This is a genomic window from Bradyrhizobium altum (assembly GCF_020889705.1).
GTDB lineage: Bacteria > Pseudomonadota > Alphaproteobacteria > Rhizobiales > Xanthobacteraceae > Bradyrhizobium > Bradyrhizobium altum.
Window position 1 is genome coordinate 35,383 of record NZ_JACMYP010000028.1, and the last position, 15,378, is coordinate 50,760.

The 15,378-nt window shown below is 65.9% G+C and carries 15 protein-coding genes and 1 pseudogene; 10 read left to right on the forward strand and 6 right to left on the reverse strand.

What is annotated here, in order from left to right; genetic code table 11:
• Positions 1–37 precede the first annotated feature (37 nt).
• From H8B02_RS10705 to H8B02_RS10735, 7 genes and pseudogenes are all read left to right on the forward strand, one after another.
• Positions 38–964 (forward strand): histone deacetylase family protein, encoded by a 927-nt coding sequence (locus H8B02_RS10705; RefSeq protein ID WP_229166211.1) that lies wholly within the window; start codon positions 38–40, stop codon positions 962–964.
• Between the two features lie 125 nt (positions 965–1,089).
• Positions 1,090–1,341, forward strand: a complete 252-nt coding sequence (locus H8B02_RS10710) for an exodeoxyribonuclease VII small subunit (protein ID WP_092124735.1) — start codon at positions 1,090–1,092, stop codon at positions 1,339–1,341.
• 541 nt (positions 1,342–1,882) lie between these two features.
• Complete coding sequence (gene dxs / locus H8B02_RS10715) at positions 1,883–3,811, forward strand: 1-deoxy-D-xylulose-5-phosphate synthase (protein WP_229166212.1); 1,929 nt, start codon at positions 1,883–1,885, stop codon at positions 3,809–3,811.
• Positions 3,812–3,950: 139 nt separating this feature from the next.
• A complete protein-coding gene (locus H8B02_RS10720; RefSeq protein WP_229166213.1) occupies positions 3,951–4,514 on the forward strand; it encodes a nucleoside 2-deoxyribosyltransferase in 564 nt (187 codons plus the stop codon).
• A gap of 8 nt (positions 4,515–4,522) precedes the next feature.
• A pseudogene (locus H8B02_RS10725) lies at positions 4,523–5,283 on the forward strand (TlyA family RNA methyltransferase).
• The gene (locus tag H8B02_RS10730) at positions 5,276–6,517 is read left to right on the forward strand and encodes a class I SAM-dependent RNA methyltransferase (RefSeq protein WP_229166214.1); all 1,242 of its coding nucleotides are present in this window, start codon (positions 5,276–5,278) and stop codon (positions 6,515–6,517) included. The pseudogene H8B02_RS10725 and the gene H8B02_RS10730 overlap by 8 nt, the downstream one beginning before the upstream one ends.
• 53 nt (positions 6,518–6,570) lie before the next feature.
• Entirely contained in the window at positions 6,571–7,416 is an 846-nt protein-coding gene (locus H8B02_RS10735; protein WP_229166215.1) for a nucleotidyltransferase domain-containing protein, read from the forward strand.
• A gap of 96 nt (positions 7,417–7,512) precedes the next feature.
• On the opposite strand, the gene H8B02_RS10740 is transcribed toward H8B02_RS10735, so the two are convergent.
• Positions 7,513–8,361, reverse strand: coding sequence for a DUF1194 domain-containing protein (locus H8B02_RS10740; protein ID WP_229166216.1), 849 nt, complete (start codon positions 8,359–8,361; stop codon positions 7,513–7,515).
• A 241-nt stretch (positions 8,362–8,602) separates the two neighbouring features.
• Here H8B02_RS10740 and clpS point away from each other — a divergent pair, with 241 nt between their 5' ends.
• Positions 8,603–8,908: an ATP-dependent Clp protease adapter ClpS gene (gene clpS / locus H8B02_RS10745; RefSeq protein ID WP_229166217.1), complete on the forward strand. Its 306-nt coding sequence runs from the start codon at positions 8,603–8,605 to the stop codon at positions 8,906–8,908.
• Between the two features lie 6 nt (positions 8,909–8,914).
• Here the strand turns inward: clpS and H8B02_RS10750 are convergent, their stop codons facing one another.
• The 4 genes from H8B02_RS10750 to H8B02_RS10765 all read right to left on the reverse strand — a co-directional run bounded on the left by H8B02_RS10750 (position 8,915) and on the right by H8B02_RS10765 (position 12,896).
• On the reverse strand, positions 8,915–9,802 hold the full coding sequence (locus H8B02_RS10750; RefSeq protein WP_229166218.1) for a DMT family transporter: 888 nt from the start codon (positions 9,800–9,802) through the stop codon (positions 8,915–8,917).
• 12 nt (positions 9,803–9,814) lie between these two features.
• Positions 9,815–11,008, reverse strand: coding sequence for an adenylate/guanylate cyclase domain-containing protein (locus tag H8B02_RS10755; protein ID WP_229166219.1), 1,194 nt, complete (start codon positions 11,006–11,008; stop codon positions 9,815–9,817).
• Positions 11,009–11,059: 51 nt separating this feature from the next.
• A complete protein-coding gene (aroC, locus tag H8B02_RS10760; protein WP_229166220.1) occupies positions 11,060–12,148 on the reverse strand; it encodes a chorismate synthase in 1,089 nt (362 codons plus the stop codon).
• Positions 12,149–12,296: 148 nt separating this feature from the next.
• Positions 12,297–12,896 carry a histidine phosphatase family protein gene (locus H8B02_RS10765; RefSeq protein ID WP_229166221.1) on the reverse strand — a complete coding sequence of 200 codons (600 nt, stop codon included), beginning with the start codon at positions 12,894–12,896 and terminating at the stop codon, positions 12,297–12,299.
• A gap of 174 nt (positions 12,897–13,070) precedes the next feature.
• Here H8B02_RS10765 and H8B02_RS10770 point away from each other — a divergent pair, with 174 nt between their 5' ends.
• Positions 13,071–13,559 (forward strand): sigma-70 family RNA polymerase sigma factor, encoded by a 489-nt coding sequence (locus H8B02_RS10770; RefSeq protein ID WP_092124724.1) that lies wholly within the window; start codon positions 13,071–13,073, stop codon positions 13,557–13,559.
• A 67-nt stretch (positions 13,560–13,626) separates the two neighbouring features.
• Entirely contained in the window at positions 13,627–14,391 is a 765-nt protein-coding gene (locus tag H8B02_RS10775) for an anti-sigma factor family protein (protein ID WP_229166222.1), read from the forward strand.
• Positions 14,392–14,782: 391 nt separating this feature from the next.
• On the opposite strand, the gene H8B02_RS10780 is transcribed toward H8B02_RS10775, so the two are convergent.
• On the reverse strand, positions 14,783–15,378 hold a 596-nt coding region (locus H8B02_RS10780), incomplete at its 5' end, for a J domain-containing protein (protein WP_229166223.1).

The window sequence follows — 15,378 nt, forward strand, 5'->3', positions numbered from 1 at the left end:
GCTCCTCGCACGCGCCCCCAATGCGCCGGGAATTTGCATGACACTGCTTCTGACGCACACCGCCTGCCTCGATCACCTGACCCCACCCGGACATCCCGAACGCCCCGACCGGCTGCGCGCGGTTGCCGAGGTGCTCGGCGAAGACCGCTTCAAGGGGCTGGTGCGCGACCTGGCGCCGGAAGGCGACCTCGACAGCGTGCTGCTCTGTCATGGCGAGCACTATGTCGGCGAGCTGCGCCACATCGCGCCGACCTCCGGCATGATCTATATCGACGGCGACACCTCGATGTCGCCGGGCACCTGGGAAGCCGTGATGCGCGGCGTCGGCGGCGCGGTGGCGGCGACCGATGCGGTGATGACCGGCGCGCACCAGAACGCCTTCGTCGCGGTGCGCCCGCCCGGGCATCACGCCGAGAAATCGACGCCGATGGGCTTCTGCTTCTTCGATAATGTCGCGATCGCCGCGCGTCACGCGCAGCGCAAATACGGCATCAAGCGCGCTGCGATCATCGATTTCGACGTCCATCACGGCAACGGCACGCAGGATATCTTCTGGGCCGATCCGACCGTGATGTACTGCTCGACGCATCAGATGCCGCTGTTCCCGGGCACCGGCGCTTCAGGCGAGCGCGGCGAGCACGACACCGTCGTCAACGCGCCGCTGGCGCCCGGCGACGGCGGCGCCAAATTCCGCTCCGCCTTCGAGAACCTGATCCTGCCGCAGCTCGAGAAGTTCTCCCCCGAACTCGTCGTCATCTCGGCGGGCTTCGACGCGCATCACCGCGATCCGCTGGCCTCGATCAACCTGACCGGCGAGGATTTCGGCTGGGTCACGCGCAAGCTGATGGACCTCGCCGACAAGAGCGCCGGCGGCCGCGTCGTCTCCGTGCTGGAGGGCGGCTACGACCTCGAGGGCCTGAAAGAGTCGGTGGCATCTCACGTCACCGCATTGATGGGCGGGTAAATCCCCGCCACAATACCCCCGCAAAAATTCGATTGATTCTGCGCCGGGGCAAGCATGGCCTGCGACAGGTCATGTTTGGACGACAAGATCCGATCACGGTCTGATCGGCGCACCGGGAACACATAATGGCCGAAAACGCTCAAGCCGACGTCAAGAAGCTCTCCTTTGAACGCGCGATCGAGGAACTCGAATCGATCGTCAAGCGGCTCGAGGACGGCAAGGTCCCGCTTGAGGAATCGGTCGCGATCTATGAGCGCGGCGAGGCGCTGAAGCGGCGGTGCGAGGAATTGCTGCGCCAGGCCGAAGCCCGCGTCGACAAGATCACCACCGACGCCTCGGGCCAGCCGACCGGCACCGAGCCGCTCGACGTGCAGTAGCGCCGCGAGGCGCAGCCCTGCGACAGGATGTCCGCGATGGCGGGCAATTGTTGCTGCCTATTTCCGGCAATCCATCACGCCGCGGGGTGACCGCGGCGACCGGCTGCGGCCGCGAATCCGGCCGATCCGGACCGGCCGGCTGCCGCTAAAATGGCCAAATTGGAACCCGCCTTTGGCCCCAAGCATTGAAAAGTCTAGGTTTTTCAAAACAGCGCATAGGAACGCTGCGCCGCCTATCGGGTTGGCTTTGGTTACGGCTTTGGTGTAATGCTTCCAGTTCTATGGGCATTTGAGGGTGGCGGGCGCCCGAATTATTCGGGCGGCATGCATCTCAAATGGTTCGACAAAACTGAACCGGGACGGGTGAAGAGCGACCAAGGTGATGCATATCACGTGGTCCAATCCGGAGTGAATCTAGGCTTACAACCAGGCAGGGCCTGCCGGGACGGCACCCAGTGTCTGGAATTCGCTGCGCGGTGAGCGCGCCAACCCATCTCGCGTCGGGCCGTTCGTTCCGACAGGCAAAAATTGGAAATTCGCTGTGACCACATTTAGTAAAACGCCGCTTCTTGACACTATTCACACGCCGGATGACCTGCGCAAGCTGAAGGTCGAGCAGGTGCGGCAGGTTGCCGACGAGCTCCGCCAGGAAACCATCGACGCCGTGTCGGTGACCGGCGGCCATTTCGGCGCCGGCCTCGGCGTGGTCGAACTGACCACCGCCATCCACTACATCTTCGACACCCCGCGCGACCGCCTGATCTGGGACGTCGGCCACCAGGCCTATCCGCACAAGATCCTGACCGGTCGCCGCGACCGCATTCGCACCCTGCGCACCGGCGGCGGCCTCTCCGGCTTCACCAAGCGCACCGAGAGCGACTACGATCCGTTCGGCGCCGCGCACTCCTCGACCTCGATTTCGGCCGGCCTCGGCATGGCCGTGGCGCGCGACCTCTCCGGCGGCAAGAACAACGTTATCGCCGTGATCGGTGACGGCGCGATGTCGGCGGGCATGGCCTATGAGGCCATGAACAACGCCGGCGCGATGAACTCGCGCCTGATCGTGATCCTCAACGACAACGACATGTCGATCGCCCCGCCGGTCGGCGCGATGAGCGCTTACCTGTCGCGCCTCTACTCCGGCAAGACCTACCGTTCGCTGCGCGAGGCGGCCAAGCAGATCAACAAGCGCCTGCCGAAGATCCTCGCCAACCGTGCCAACCGCGTCGAGGAATACTCCCGCGGCTTCATGATGGACGGCGGCACGCTGTTCGAGGAGCTCGGCTTCTATTATGTCGGCCCGATCGACGGCCACAATCTCGACCATCTGCTGCCGGTGCTGAAGAACGTCCGCGACATGGAGACCGGGCCGATCCTGGTTCACGTCGTGACCCAGAAGGGCAAGGGCTACGGCCCGGCCGAGGCTTCCGCCGACAAGTACCACGCCGTGGTCAAGTTCGATGTCGCGACCGGCACCCAGGCCAAGGCCAAGCCGAATGCGCCGGCCTACCAGAACGTGTTCGGCCAGAGCCTCGTCAAGGAAGCGCAGAAGGACGACAAGATCGTCGCCATCACCGCGGCGATGCCGTCGGGCACCGGCGTCGACATCTTCAACAAGGCGTTCCCGGACCGCACCTTCGACGTCGGCATCGCCGAGCAGCACGCGGTGACGTTCGCCGCCGGCCTCGCCACCGAAGGCTACAAGCCGTTCTGCGCGATCTATTCGACCTTCCTGCAGCGCGGCTATGACCAGGTGGTCCATGACGTCGCGATCCAGAGCCTTCCGGTCCGCTTCGCGATCGACCGCGCCGGCCTGGTCGGCGCCGACGGCGCGACGCATGCCGGTTCGTTCGACAACGCCTATCTCGGCTGCCTGCCGAACTTCGTGATCATGGCGGCCTCCGACGAGGCGGAAATGGTCCACATGGTGGCGACGCAGGTTGCGATCAACGATCGTCCGAGCGCACTGCGCTATCCGCGCGGCGAGGGCCGCGGCGTCGAGATGCCGGAAGTCGGCGTTCCCCTGCCGATCGGCAAGGGCCGCATTATCCGCGAGGGCAAGCAGGTCGCGCTGCTGTCGTTCGGCACCCGCCTCGCCGAGTGCGAGAAGGCCGCCGACGAACTCGCTGCCCACGGTCTCTCCGCCACGATCGCCGACGCGCGCTTCATGAAGCCGCTCGACGAAGAGATGATCATGAAGCTCGCCCGCGACCACGAGATCCTGATCACGATCGAGGAAGGCTCGATCGGCGGCTTCGGCTCGCATGTCATGCAGTTCCTGTCCGACAACGCCATGCTGGATAGCGGCATGCTCAAGTTCCGCTCGATGATCCTGCCCGACGTGTTCCTCGACCACGACTCGCCGGCGGCGATGTATGCCCGTGCGGGTCTCGACGCCAAGAGCATCGTTGCCAAGGTCTTCGAAACCCTCGGCAAGGACTACAAGACCGAGACCGTCAAGCTCGCGTAATCGCTTCGGGCGGCGCCCACTGGAGCAGTTTCGGTTCTGATTGAATCAGAACCGGAGCTCCAGGTTCTTTTTTGGACGCGTTTTCTTCACGCGAACCGGTGTCCACTTCGCTCGAAAACGCTCTAGCCCCGGCAAGTCCATGAAAATCTATCTGGCAGGTCCTGACGTGTTCCTGCCGGATGCCGTGGAGATCGGCCGCCGCAAGGCCGAGGTGTGCGCCTATCACGGGCTGACCGGGCTCTATCCGCTCGACAACGGCATCAATCCCACGGCCGCCGGCGCTTCACTCACCATCTTCAAAAGCAACGAGGCGATGATGGAGTCGGCCGACGCCGTCATCGCCAATTTGACGCCGTTTCGGGGCCCCAGTGCCGACGCAGGCACCGTCTACGAACTCGGCTACATGGCGGGACGCGGCAAGCTGTGCCTCGCTTATTCGAACGATCCCACGTCCTACGCCAATCGCGTGGCGCGGCTGCAGCAGGTCGTGCCGGCATTCGACGGACGCCTGATCGACGCGGAGGGACTGACGGTGGAAGAGTTTGGCTTGCCGGACAATCTGATGATGATGCATGCGCTCGATCTGCACGGCAGTCCGCTGGTGACGCCGAGGGAGCCTGCGGCCGACCTCTGGCACGACCTCACCTCCTTCGAGACCTGCGTGCGGCTCGCCGCCGCGCAGCTCCGGCAGGGCGCCAAGTGACCAAGCACGTGACCAAGGCAGGCGACAACGACAACAACGCATCCGCCGGCAAGCGCATCGACGTGCTGCTGGTCGAGCGCGGCCTGTTCGAAAGCCGGGCCCGGCCCGCGCCGCAATCGACGCCGGCCTCGTCACCGCCGACGGCAAGCCAATCGCGAAGGCATCCGAGCTCGTGGCGCCCGGCGCCGAACTCACGGCCGAACCGGCGCATCCCTATGTCTCGCGCGGCGGCGTCAAGCTCGCCGGCGCGCTCGAGCATTATCCGATCGACGTCGAGGGCCATGTCTGCCTCGATGTCGGCGCCTCGACCGGCGGCTTCACCGAAGTGCTGCTCGCCAATGGTGCGAGCCTCGTCTTCGCCATCGATGTCGGCCACGGCCAGCTGCATCCCTCGCTGCAGGGGCATCCGAAGATCGTCTCCATGGAGGAGACCGACATCAGGAATTTCGAGGGCAAACGCCTGCCGGCGCGGCCCGACGTCGTCGTGATCGACGTCAGCTTCATCTCGCTGAAGCTGGTGCTGCCGGTGGCGCTGTCGCTGGCGGCGGCGCCGATGCATCTCCTGGCGCTGATCAAGCCGCAATTCGAGGCGGCGCGCAAACACGCCAAGCGCGGCGTCATCCGCAACGCGATTGTGCACCAGGAGATCTGCGACGATATCGCCGCCTTTGCCGCCTCGCTCGGCTGCACCGACATTCAGGTGTTCCCGTCATCGATCACGGGCGGCGACGGCAACATCGAATTCTTCCTCGGCGCGCGCCGTGGCTGAGCTCTTCACCATCGACCATGTCGGCCATCGCGGCGACGGCGTCGCGATCGACGGCGCGCAGTCGATCTTCGTGCCCTACACGCTGGCCGGCGAAACTGTCGAGGTCGACGACGTTCCGGGCCATCATCCCGACCGGCGGCGGTTGGTGCGGGTGACGCAAGAAAGCCCCGAGCGGATCACGCCGTTCTGCCCGCATTTCGGCGTCTGCGGCGGCTGCGCGATCCAGCACTGGAATGACGCGCCCTACCGCGCCTGGAAACGCAACATCGTGGTCGAGACGCTGGCGCAGGCAAAGGTCGCGGCCGAAGTCGCACCGCTGCTCGACGCCCATGGCGCGGGCCGCCGCCGCATCACGCTGCATGGACGCATGGGGGCCCATGAGGTGCTCAAGGTCGGCTTCGCCGCGGCGGGTTCGCACGACATCATCCCGGTCGACCGCTGTCCGATCCTCGATCCGGCGCTCGACGGCGCGCTCGAGGCAGCCTGGGCCACCGCCGAGCCGCTGATCTCGATCGGCAAGCCGCTCGACATCCAGGTGACCGCGACCCTCAATGGCCTCGACATCGATGTACGCGGCTCCGGCGCGCTGCCGACCAGCCTGATCACCACTCTGTCGCGGGTCGCCGAGAAACACCGGCTGACACGCCTGACACGGCATGGCGAGCTGGTGCTGCAGCGCGGCTCGCCCGAGATTGCGATCGGAAAGGTGAAGGTCGTGCTGCCGCCGGGCTCGTTCCTGCAGGCGACCGCCAAGGGTGAGGAGACGCTTGCGGCGCTGGTTCGCGAGCATTGCGGACGCGCCAAGCACATCGCCGATCTGTTTTGCGGCGTCGGCCCGTTTGCGCTCCGCCTCGCCGAGAAGGCGCGGGTCACCGCCTTCGACAGCGACGCCGGCGCGATCGCGGCGCTGCAGAAGGCTGCGCAATCGACGCCGGGGCTGAAGCCGCTCAAGGCCGAGGCGCGCGATCTGTTCCGCCGCCCCCTGATGCCGCAGGAGTTGCGCGACTACGACGCCGTCGTGTTCGATCCGCCCCGGCAAGGCGCGCAGGCGCTGGTCACCCAGCTTGCGGCGAGCAAGGTGCCGGTGATCGTCGCGGTGTCCTGCAACGTCGCGACGTTTGCGCGCGACGCAAAAATCCTGATCGATGGCGGCTACAAGATCGCTAGCGTTACCCCGGTCGATCAGTTCCGCCACACCCCGCATGTCGAGCTGGTGGCGCGGTTTGCGCGCTGAGACTTCGCTGCGACTATCGCAGCCCGCGGCGGTCTCGCTATAATCCGCGTCGCATGCCCCACGATCCGCTGCTCGCACGTATCATTCCCGTCCTTGCCGACGTGCCGGGCGTCGCCGCCATCGTGCTCGGCGGCTCGCGGGCGCGCGGCACGGCGCATGACGCCTCCGACACCGATCTCGGCCTCTACTATCGGGATAACGCCGCTCCGGAATTCGATCGGCTGCGCGCGGCGGTGACCGGCCTGGTCGATGATCGCACAGCTGCCCATGTGACGGCGGTCGGGGAATGGGGTCCATGGATCGTCGGCGGCGCCTGGCTTGCGATCGGCGGCCACAAGGTCGACCTGCTCTACCGCAGCCTCGACCAGGTCACGATGGTGATCGATGCCTGCCGGAACGGCGAGATCAGCATGCACTACCAGCCGGGCCATCCGCACGGCTTCTGCTCGGCGATCTGGATGGGCGAGGTGGCGCTGTGCCGTGCCCTGCATGATCCCGACGGCCTCGTCGCCGCATTGAAGGCAAAGACCGCGCCCTACCCGCCCGCCCTGCGCGATGCGCTGGTGCGGCGTTTTCAATGGGAAGTCCTGTTCGCGATCGAGAATGCCGAGCTTGCGCTGCCGCGCGGCGACAGCACGCATATCGCTGGCTGCGCCTATCGCGCGCTGGCGTGTATCGCGCAGGTGCTGTTTGCACTGAACGGGCAGTATCTGATCAACGAAAAGGGCGCGCTGGCGCAGGCGGCAAATTTTCCGGTGACGGTTCGTGGCCTCGCCGGGCGCGTTGCAGAGGTGTGGCGGCAGATCGGCGCCACCGAGCACGCCGCCGCGATGCAGACGCTCCGCGAACTCGAGAGCGACGTTCGAGATATTTGCTCGGGGGTTAGCGAACAACCGTAGGATGGGTAGAGCAGAGCGAAACCCATCACATCTCGCGGCACGACGATGGGTTTCGCTTCGCTCTACCCATCCTACGCGAGCGCGATCGCTACAAGATCACCGCCCCCAGCGATCTTGCCAGATCTTCTCGCCGATCGTGCAACTGACCCGCGGCTCGTTCTCGGCGGTCCGCACGATCGGGCGCTCGGGGGTGCGGCCGGCGACCTCGAGCAGCAGCTTGGTGCGGATCGCTTCCTTGAACTTCTCGCGATCCTTGATCGACACCACGAAGGAGCCGGGCCCGCCGATCACACAGTCCTCGTAGTAGTAGTCGAGATTCTCGATATCCATCGTCGAGTAGGACGGCTCTTTCACCATGATCGGCAGGCCGTTGATGACGATGCCCTTGTCGAGCGCCGCATCGCGCGCAGGCGTGATCGGCGTGCCGTTGTTGTTGGGGCCGTCGCCGGAAATATCGATCACGCGGCGCAGGCCGCGATGCGGATTCTCGTCGAACATCGGGATCGCGAAATAGATCGCGCCCGAGATCGAGGTGCGCGAAGCGCGGCGCACCGGCGTCTTCATGATCTCGGCGGAGACTGCATCGGCGGATTCGGGGCCATCGATCACCCGCCAGGGAATGATGACCTTCTGGTCGTTGGAGGCGGCCCATTCGAAATAGGTGATCGAGATCTTGCCGTTCGGGCCGGCCTTCAGCGCCTGCAGGAACTCCTTGGAAACGATCGCTTGCGCATAGCCCTCGCGCTGGATCGCGAGCTCGTCCATGTCCATCGAATAGGAGACGTCGACCGCGATGATCAACTCGATGTCGACGCTCGGCGTGGATTCCTTTTCGGCCAACCGGCCTGTCTGTGTTCCCGGGCCGGGCGCGGCAACACCGGCCACATCGCCGCTGGCCAACATGCCCGCGACAAGCACCGCTCCGATCGAGACATACCAGCGCATTGCGGCCCTCCCGTCGTGTCCTGTCATGGTGACACGCAAATCAGGCGGCGAAAAGCGCAGATATCATCTGTCCTTCACATTCAAGTTAGAGACCTGCAAGTTAGACGCTTGCAGGCTGGACATCACTTGCCACGCATGAGGCAACGCGCCGTGCCGTTGCCGCAATGACGCCGTGCAAATCGAACGGTTCCAACGTGTGCGGGAAGACGGTATTCTTACGGAGCAATCGCGAGGGAGTGCGATGCCCGATACCGTCGTTAAGCCGAAAACCAGGACAAAGACCAAGGTCGAGCGGCCGCGCCTGCACAAGGTGATCCTGGTCAACGACGACTACACGCCGCGCGAGTTCGTCGTCACCGTGCTGAAGGGTGAATTCCGCATGACCGACGACCAGGCCTACAAGGTGATGCTGACCGCGCATCAGCGCGGCGTCTGCGTGGTTGCGGTGTTTACCAGGGATATCGCCGAGACCAAGGCGACGCGCGCCACCGATGCCGGCCGCGCCAAGGGCTATCCGCTGCTGTTCACCACCGAGCCCGAGGAATAGCGGCCATCACCCGCCCGCCGGCCGCGCGAACTGCGCCCGCTGGCTCAGCGCAATGTCGGCGACGACCGCACCCATCACCAGCACACCGCCGATCAGGGCGCGCGGCGACGGCACCTCGGCAAACGCCAGCCACACCCAGAACGGCATCAGCGGCGTTTCAAGCGTGGCGATCAGCGACGCCTGCGCGGACGGCAGCAATCTGGAGCCGACCGTAAACAGGGTGAGACCGAGACCGACCTGGCACGCGCCGAACATCGCGAGCACACCGAGATCGGCGCCGGTGACCGCGCCGATGCCCTGCCCCAACGGCAAGCTCACGGCGCTGCCGAGAAAGTTCGAGAGCGCCGCGGCGGCGATCATCGGCGTCCCCTTGTGCCGCCGGATCACCACCGTCATCAGCGCAATCGCCAGCACCATCACGCAGGCAAGGCCGATGCCCCTGTAATCCGTGATGCCGCCGGCGCCGCTGACGGTGATGGCCACACCCGCGAGCGCGACAAGGCTTGCCAGCAATGTGCCGGGCCGCGCCCGCTCACCCAGCCAAAGCCGGGCGATCGCGGCCGCCGCAAACGGCTGCATCGCGATGAGAATGGCGACATTGGCGACGCTGGTCAGTTGCAGCGCCGGAATGAACGTCACCATTCCGAAGGTCGAGAGGCCGGCCACCAGCCATCCGCTCAATGGCATCACGACGAGATCGCGCGCGCCGCGCCAGCCCTGCGTGGCGACCAGGAAGAGCGCAATCGCGCCGCCACCGAACAACCCGCGCCAGAACAGGATGGTCCAGGAATCGAAGTGCAGCAGCCGGGTGAAGAACGGCGCAGTGCTCCACGCCGCCGCAGCCGCGACGACCAGCGCGATCCCGGTGCGATGTTGCGGGTTCGTGTCAGTCACGTCGCACCGACACTAGCTCGCAGCGGCGACCGGCGCCTCGTCGAACAGGCCGTAGACGCGTTCGGCCTTGGCAAATCCCGCGATCGGAAACTCGCCGAGATCGCTCCAGCCGCCGTCGTGAATGCCGGCGAAGCGCTCGGAAGCCACGACGGTGCGGCCGAGACGGCCGGCGATCTTCTCCAGCCGCGCGGCAAGATTGACCGCCGGACCGATGCAGGTGAAGTCGAGCCGGTTGCCGCCGCCGATATTGCCATAGAGCACGCGCCCGAGATGCAGCGCGACGCCGAAGCGGAAGCGCTCGACGGCATCGCCATTGGGAAATTGCAGCGCCTCGACTCCGGCGCGGGATGCGCGCGCGGCGTTCAGGACCCGCGCGCAGACCTGCACCTCGTCGCCGAGATATTCGTCGACCGGGAACACGGCGAGCAGGCCGTCGCCCATGAATTTGAGCACCTCGCCGCCATGGTCGCGGATCGCGGTGACCTGGCAATCGAAGTACAGATTGAGAATTTCCACCACCGTCTCGGCCGGCAAGCGGTCCGACAGCGCGGTGAAGCCGCGCAGGTCCGACAGCCAGATCGCGGCATCCATCGTATCGGCATGGCCGCGCCGGATCTGGCCGCCCATAATGCGTTCACCGGCGCGATTGCCGACATAGGTGTCGAGCAGCAGCGACGCGGTGCGGCGCAGCGTCACGATCTCGATGTAGCGCGCCAGCGGCACGGTGATCGAGCGGATTGCATCGAGCTGCTCCTCGGTGAAGCCGCCGGGCTGCTTGGTGGTCCAGCTGGAGGCATTGACGAAGCCGTCGGTGTAAACCAGCGGCATGGCGATATAATCGGTGACACCCTCCGCCTGCAGATCCACGACGATCGGAAAGCGCGCGCTCGCGGGATCGTCGCGCCGCGCGCGCACCTCAAGTCCCTGCCTGAAGACGATCGACAGTGGGCTGACGGCAAATTCCGGCGAGTCCAGGATATTGTGGTCGACGGTGCCGACCTCGACCTCCGAACCGAGGGTCCAGAAGAAATGCCGGCCGTAGATCTCGGGATGCAGCGTGCGCACGAAGACGCCGACGCGCCACAACGGCAAACCGGCCCGCACGACGCGTTCGCAGCATTCCGCCATCATCTGCGACGGGGTGGGCGCCGACCGCGCGCCACCGATCATCCACTCGATGATGTCCCGAAGCTCCGATGTGTTCATGGCATTCCCCAGGGCGAGCACCCGATCCGGTGGCCACCAGTATATAGGGGATCAGCGCCCGGTCTGCCCGCGGTCGCGCAGAAAATGATCCGCCAGCACGCAGGCCATCATGGCCTCGCCCACCGGCACTGCACGGATGCCGACGCAGGGGTCGTGGCGGCCCTTGGTCAGGATATCGGTGTCGGCGCCCCTGCGATCCACGGTGCGGCGCGTGGTCAGGATCGAGGACGTCGGCTTGACCGCAAATCGCACCACCACCGGCTGGCCGGTCGAGATGCCGCCGAGCACGCCGCCAGCATGGTTGGACAGGAAACGCGTTCCGTTGTTGCCGGTCCGCATCTCGTCGGCGTTCTCCTCGCCTGACAGTTCGGCGGCGCCGAAGCCGGCGCCGATCTCGACGCCCTTGACGGCGTTAATGGTCATCATCGCGGAAGCGAGATCGCTGTCGAGTTTGGCGTAGATCGGCGCGCCGAGCCCGGCCGGCACCCCCTCGGCGACGACCTCGATGACGGCGCCGATCGAGGAGCCACTCTTCCTGATGCCGTCGAGATAGCTTTCGAAGAACGCCGCCTTGTCCTTGTCGGGACAGAAGAACGGATTGTTGGCGATCTCGTCCCAGTCCCACTTCTCGCGGTCGATCTTGTGCGGCCCCATCTGCACCAGCGCGCCGCGCACCTTCACCTCGGGCAGGACCTTGCGCGCGATCGCGCCGGCCGCGACGCGGGTCGCGGTCTCGCGCGCGGAGGAACGCCCGCCGCCGCGATAGTCGCGCAGGCCGTATTTTGCCTCATAGGTGAAGTCGGCATGGCCGGGGCGGAACTTGTCCTTGATCTCGGAATAATCCTTCGAGCGCTGGTCAGTGTTCTCGATTAACAGCGCAATCGGCGTCCCGGTCGTGACCTGCACACCGCTTTCCGGATGCGCCATCACGCCGGACAGGATTTTCACCGCATCCGGCTCCTGGCGCTGGGTGGTGAAGCGCGACTGGCCGGGCCGGCGGCGGTCGAGGTCGTGCTGGATCTCCTCCACCGTCAGAGGGATCATCGGCGGGCAGCCGTCCACCACGCAGCCGATCGCGACCCCATGGCTCTCGCCGAAGGTCGTGACGCGGAACATATGGCCGAAAGTATTGAAGGACATGGCGTGTCGTAACGCGCGCAGGCAGCGGGGTCAAACCTGAGACGTCATTCCGGGTCTGGTCCGAAGGACCAGACCCGGAATCTCGAGATTCCCCGGGGCGCAATTGCGCCCTGAGGTTCGCTTCGCACCCGGAATGACGGGATAATCCTTAACTATACTTCCGCAACCCGCTCTTGCTGAACACGTAGACCGCGCCCTGCTCGATGGTGAGGTCGGCGGCCGAGGCCGGGGTCTCGAAGCCGAGCGCCACCATCAGTGCCCGCGCCGTGCCGCCATGGGCGACGGCGACGGTGTCCGACGTCACCGCGCCGTACCACTCGGTCATCCGCGCCTGCACGTCGACATAGCTCTCGCCGCCCTCCGGCGACACCGTCCACTTCTCGGCCAGGCGGCGGGCATAGACGACGGGGTCGGCCGCCTGCGCCTCCGCCAATGTCGAGCCTTCCCACGACCCGTAGGCGATCTCGCGCAGCCGCGCGTCGAGGGCGTAGTCGCCCGGCGGCAAGCCAAGCTCGGTGCGCACCAGCTCCATGGTCGCGCGCGCCCGGAGCAGCGGGCTCGCGACGAACGGCAGCGTCGTCTTGTCACGGCCGTCGCGCGTCAGGAGATCGGCGAGGATGCGGCCGGCATGTGCCGCCTGGGCGCGGCCGCGCTCGTTGAGAGCAATATCCTGCACGCCCTGAAGCCGGCCTTCGGCGTTCCATGAGGTCTCGCCGTGGCGGATGTAGTAGATCGTTGGCACCGGCATTCGCTTCGAATTTTTCTGGCCCGGAGGTACACCAGCACTTTGGCTGGCGACAAGCCCAAATCGGCCGCAGCCGAGGCGCTATGCGCGCAGCTCGGCGCAATCGGAATAGCCAAGCCGCTAGGGTGTTATGTTGAGCAAGGCGGCTATCGCCGCAACCATCGAAGACTGGGATGCATGACCGCGTTTCGTCAAAGTGTCGAAGCCATGATTCCAGCGCTCCGCCGCTATGCGCGCGCGCTGGTACGTGACTCGGATATCGCCGATGATTTGGTGCAGGACACGCTGGTGCGCGCGCTGCGCTCGGAGCGGCTGTTTCTCGGCGGCGACGTCAGGAGCTGGCTGTACACGATCCTGACCAATCTGAACAAGAACCGGAGGCGGTCGCTGGCGCGGCGGCCGGCCTTCATGCCGCTGCTCGACAACAATGCCGACGCCAGCGGCACCGAGGCCGAGGGACGCGACATCGAGCGCGCGCTGTCGACGCTGGTCGAGGAGCAGCGTTCGGTGCTGCTGCTCGTGATGCTGGAGGGCATGAGCTACCGGGAGGTCGCCGACATCCAGGGCGTGCCGATCGGCACGGTGATGTCCCGCCTCGCCCGCGCGCGCGCCCATGTGCGCGCCTCGATCGAGGGCCAGCGCCCGGCGCTGAGACGGGTGAAATGATAATGTGCGCGATGACAGGTGTTACACATGAACTTTTTTCGAACAAGATTTGGCAGAGACGATTGATATGACCGACCCGAACATCCCCGTCACCGAAGACGAGCTGCACGCTTACGTCGACAACGAGCTGCCGGCCGAACGCCGCGGCGATGTCGAAGCGTGGCTCGCCACGCATCCCGACGACGCGGCGCGGGTGCAGTCATGGCGCGCGATGGCCGAGACATTGCATGCGCGCTACGACACGGTGCTGGACGAGGCGGTGCCGAAGCGGCTCGAACTCGAGCGGCTGGTGCGCCAGCCGCGCCGCTGGGTCTATGGCGCGGTGGCGGCGACGCTGATGGCCTTCATTGCCGGCGGCGGCGTCGGCTGGATCGCGCGCGGCGCCGCGGCGACGCCGTCGGCCTTCCAGAGCTTCACGCTGGATGCGCTGGATGCGCATCGGCTCTACGTGGTCGAGGTCCGTCATCCCGTCGAGGTGCCCGGCAGCGAGCGTGACCATCTGCAGCAATGGCTGACCAAGCGCTGCGGCTGGGACGTCCGCGCCCCCGACCTCACCGGGCTGAAGCTGGTCGGCGGCCGCCTGCTGCCGGGGCCGAGCGGGCCGGCGTCATTCCTGATGTACGAGAGCACGTCCGGCGAGCGCTTCACGGTCTACACCGCCAAGGCGAAAACCGAGGCGACCCAGATGCGCTATGCCGTCCAGGGCAGCGACGGCGCGCTGTTCTGGGCCGATCGCGGCGTCGCCTATGTCGTCAGCGGTGGCACCGACCGCACGCGCCTGACCCAGGTCGCGCAGGCCGTCTACGATCAGATGGAGAAGAACGGCGGCTGATCTCCCGTAGATTTACGGGAGATCACCTCGCCGACATTGTGCCGTTTCGAGCAAGTGAATCCAGCCTCACTCGGCGTCCCAATTCCGACATTGAAAATTTCGATTCGCGTCATGGACGCGTCTCATTGTCGTACCGGATGCTCACGCGAAGATGATCCGCGCCCGATCCGCCGATCGGCGCACGCGGCCTCGATTGGGGTTTTGTGTACCGCGCTGGTCCCCCTCTCGAGGCCGCACTCTTTTTCCGCAGTCCGATCTGCACGCCGCAGATTTTGGACTTCGGACGGCCGGTCATCCATTGACGCCCTCGCAATGGCTGCGTCTACCCCGATAGAGTCCGGGGTAGTGCAGTTTCGCGTCTCTTGCGTCTTTTGGGGCGCGCTCTCGGCGGTCAGCCGAGATCGCTGCGCGGATTGTAGGAATTTCGCTCCCGCCACGTCTGCATCAATGCCTCAAGCTCGGCATCGTTCCCGTCGGGAAGGATGATGCGGGTCGTGACATAGAGGTCGCCGACGGCGCCCGCCTTCGACAGCCCCTTGCCCTTGAGGCGGAAGGTACGGCCGCTCGAGGTGTTCTTCGGGATCGACAGTTCGACCGCGCTGCCGAGCGTCGGCACCCGGACCTTGCCGCCCAGCACCGCCTCGTAGAGGGTAATGGGCAGATCGATCCGGAGATCGTTGCCGTCGACCTTGAAGAACGGATGCGGCGCGATCGAGATCGTGATCAGGAGGTCGCCGGGCCGGTGGCCTTGCGCGGTGTCGCCCTGCCCCTTCAGCCGGATCTGCTGGCCCGCGGTGACGCCGGGCGGAATCTTGACGTTGAGCTCACGGCCGGTCGGCAGGCGGACGCGCTTGTCGCCGCCCCCAGCCGATTCCTCCAGCGACACCGTCATGGTGACCGAAAGATCGAGATCGACCCCGACCCCTCCGCCCTCAAACTCAAACGGGCTGGCCCGTCCCCCGCGCGCGCCACCGCCGCCACGCGCGG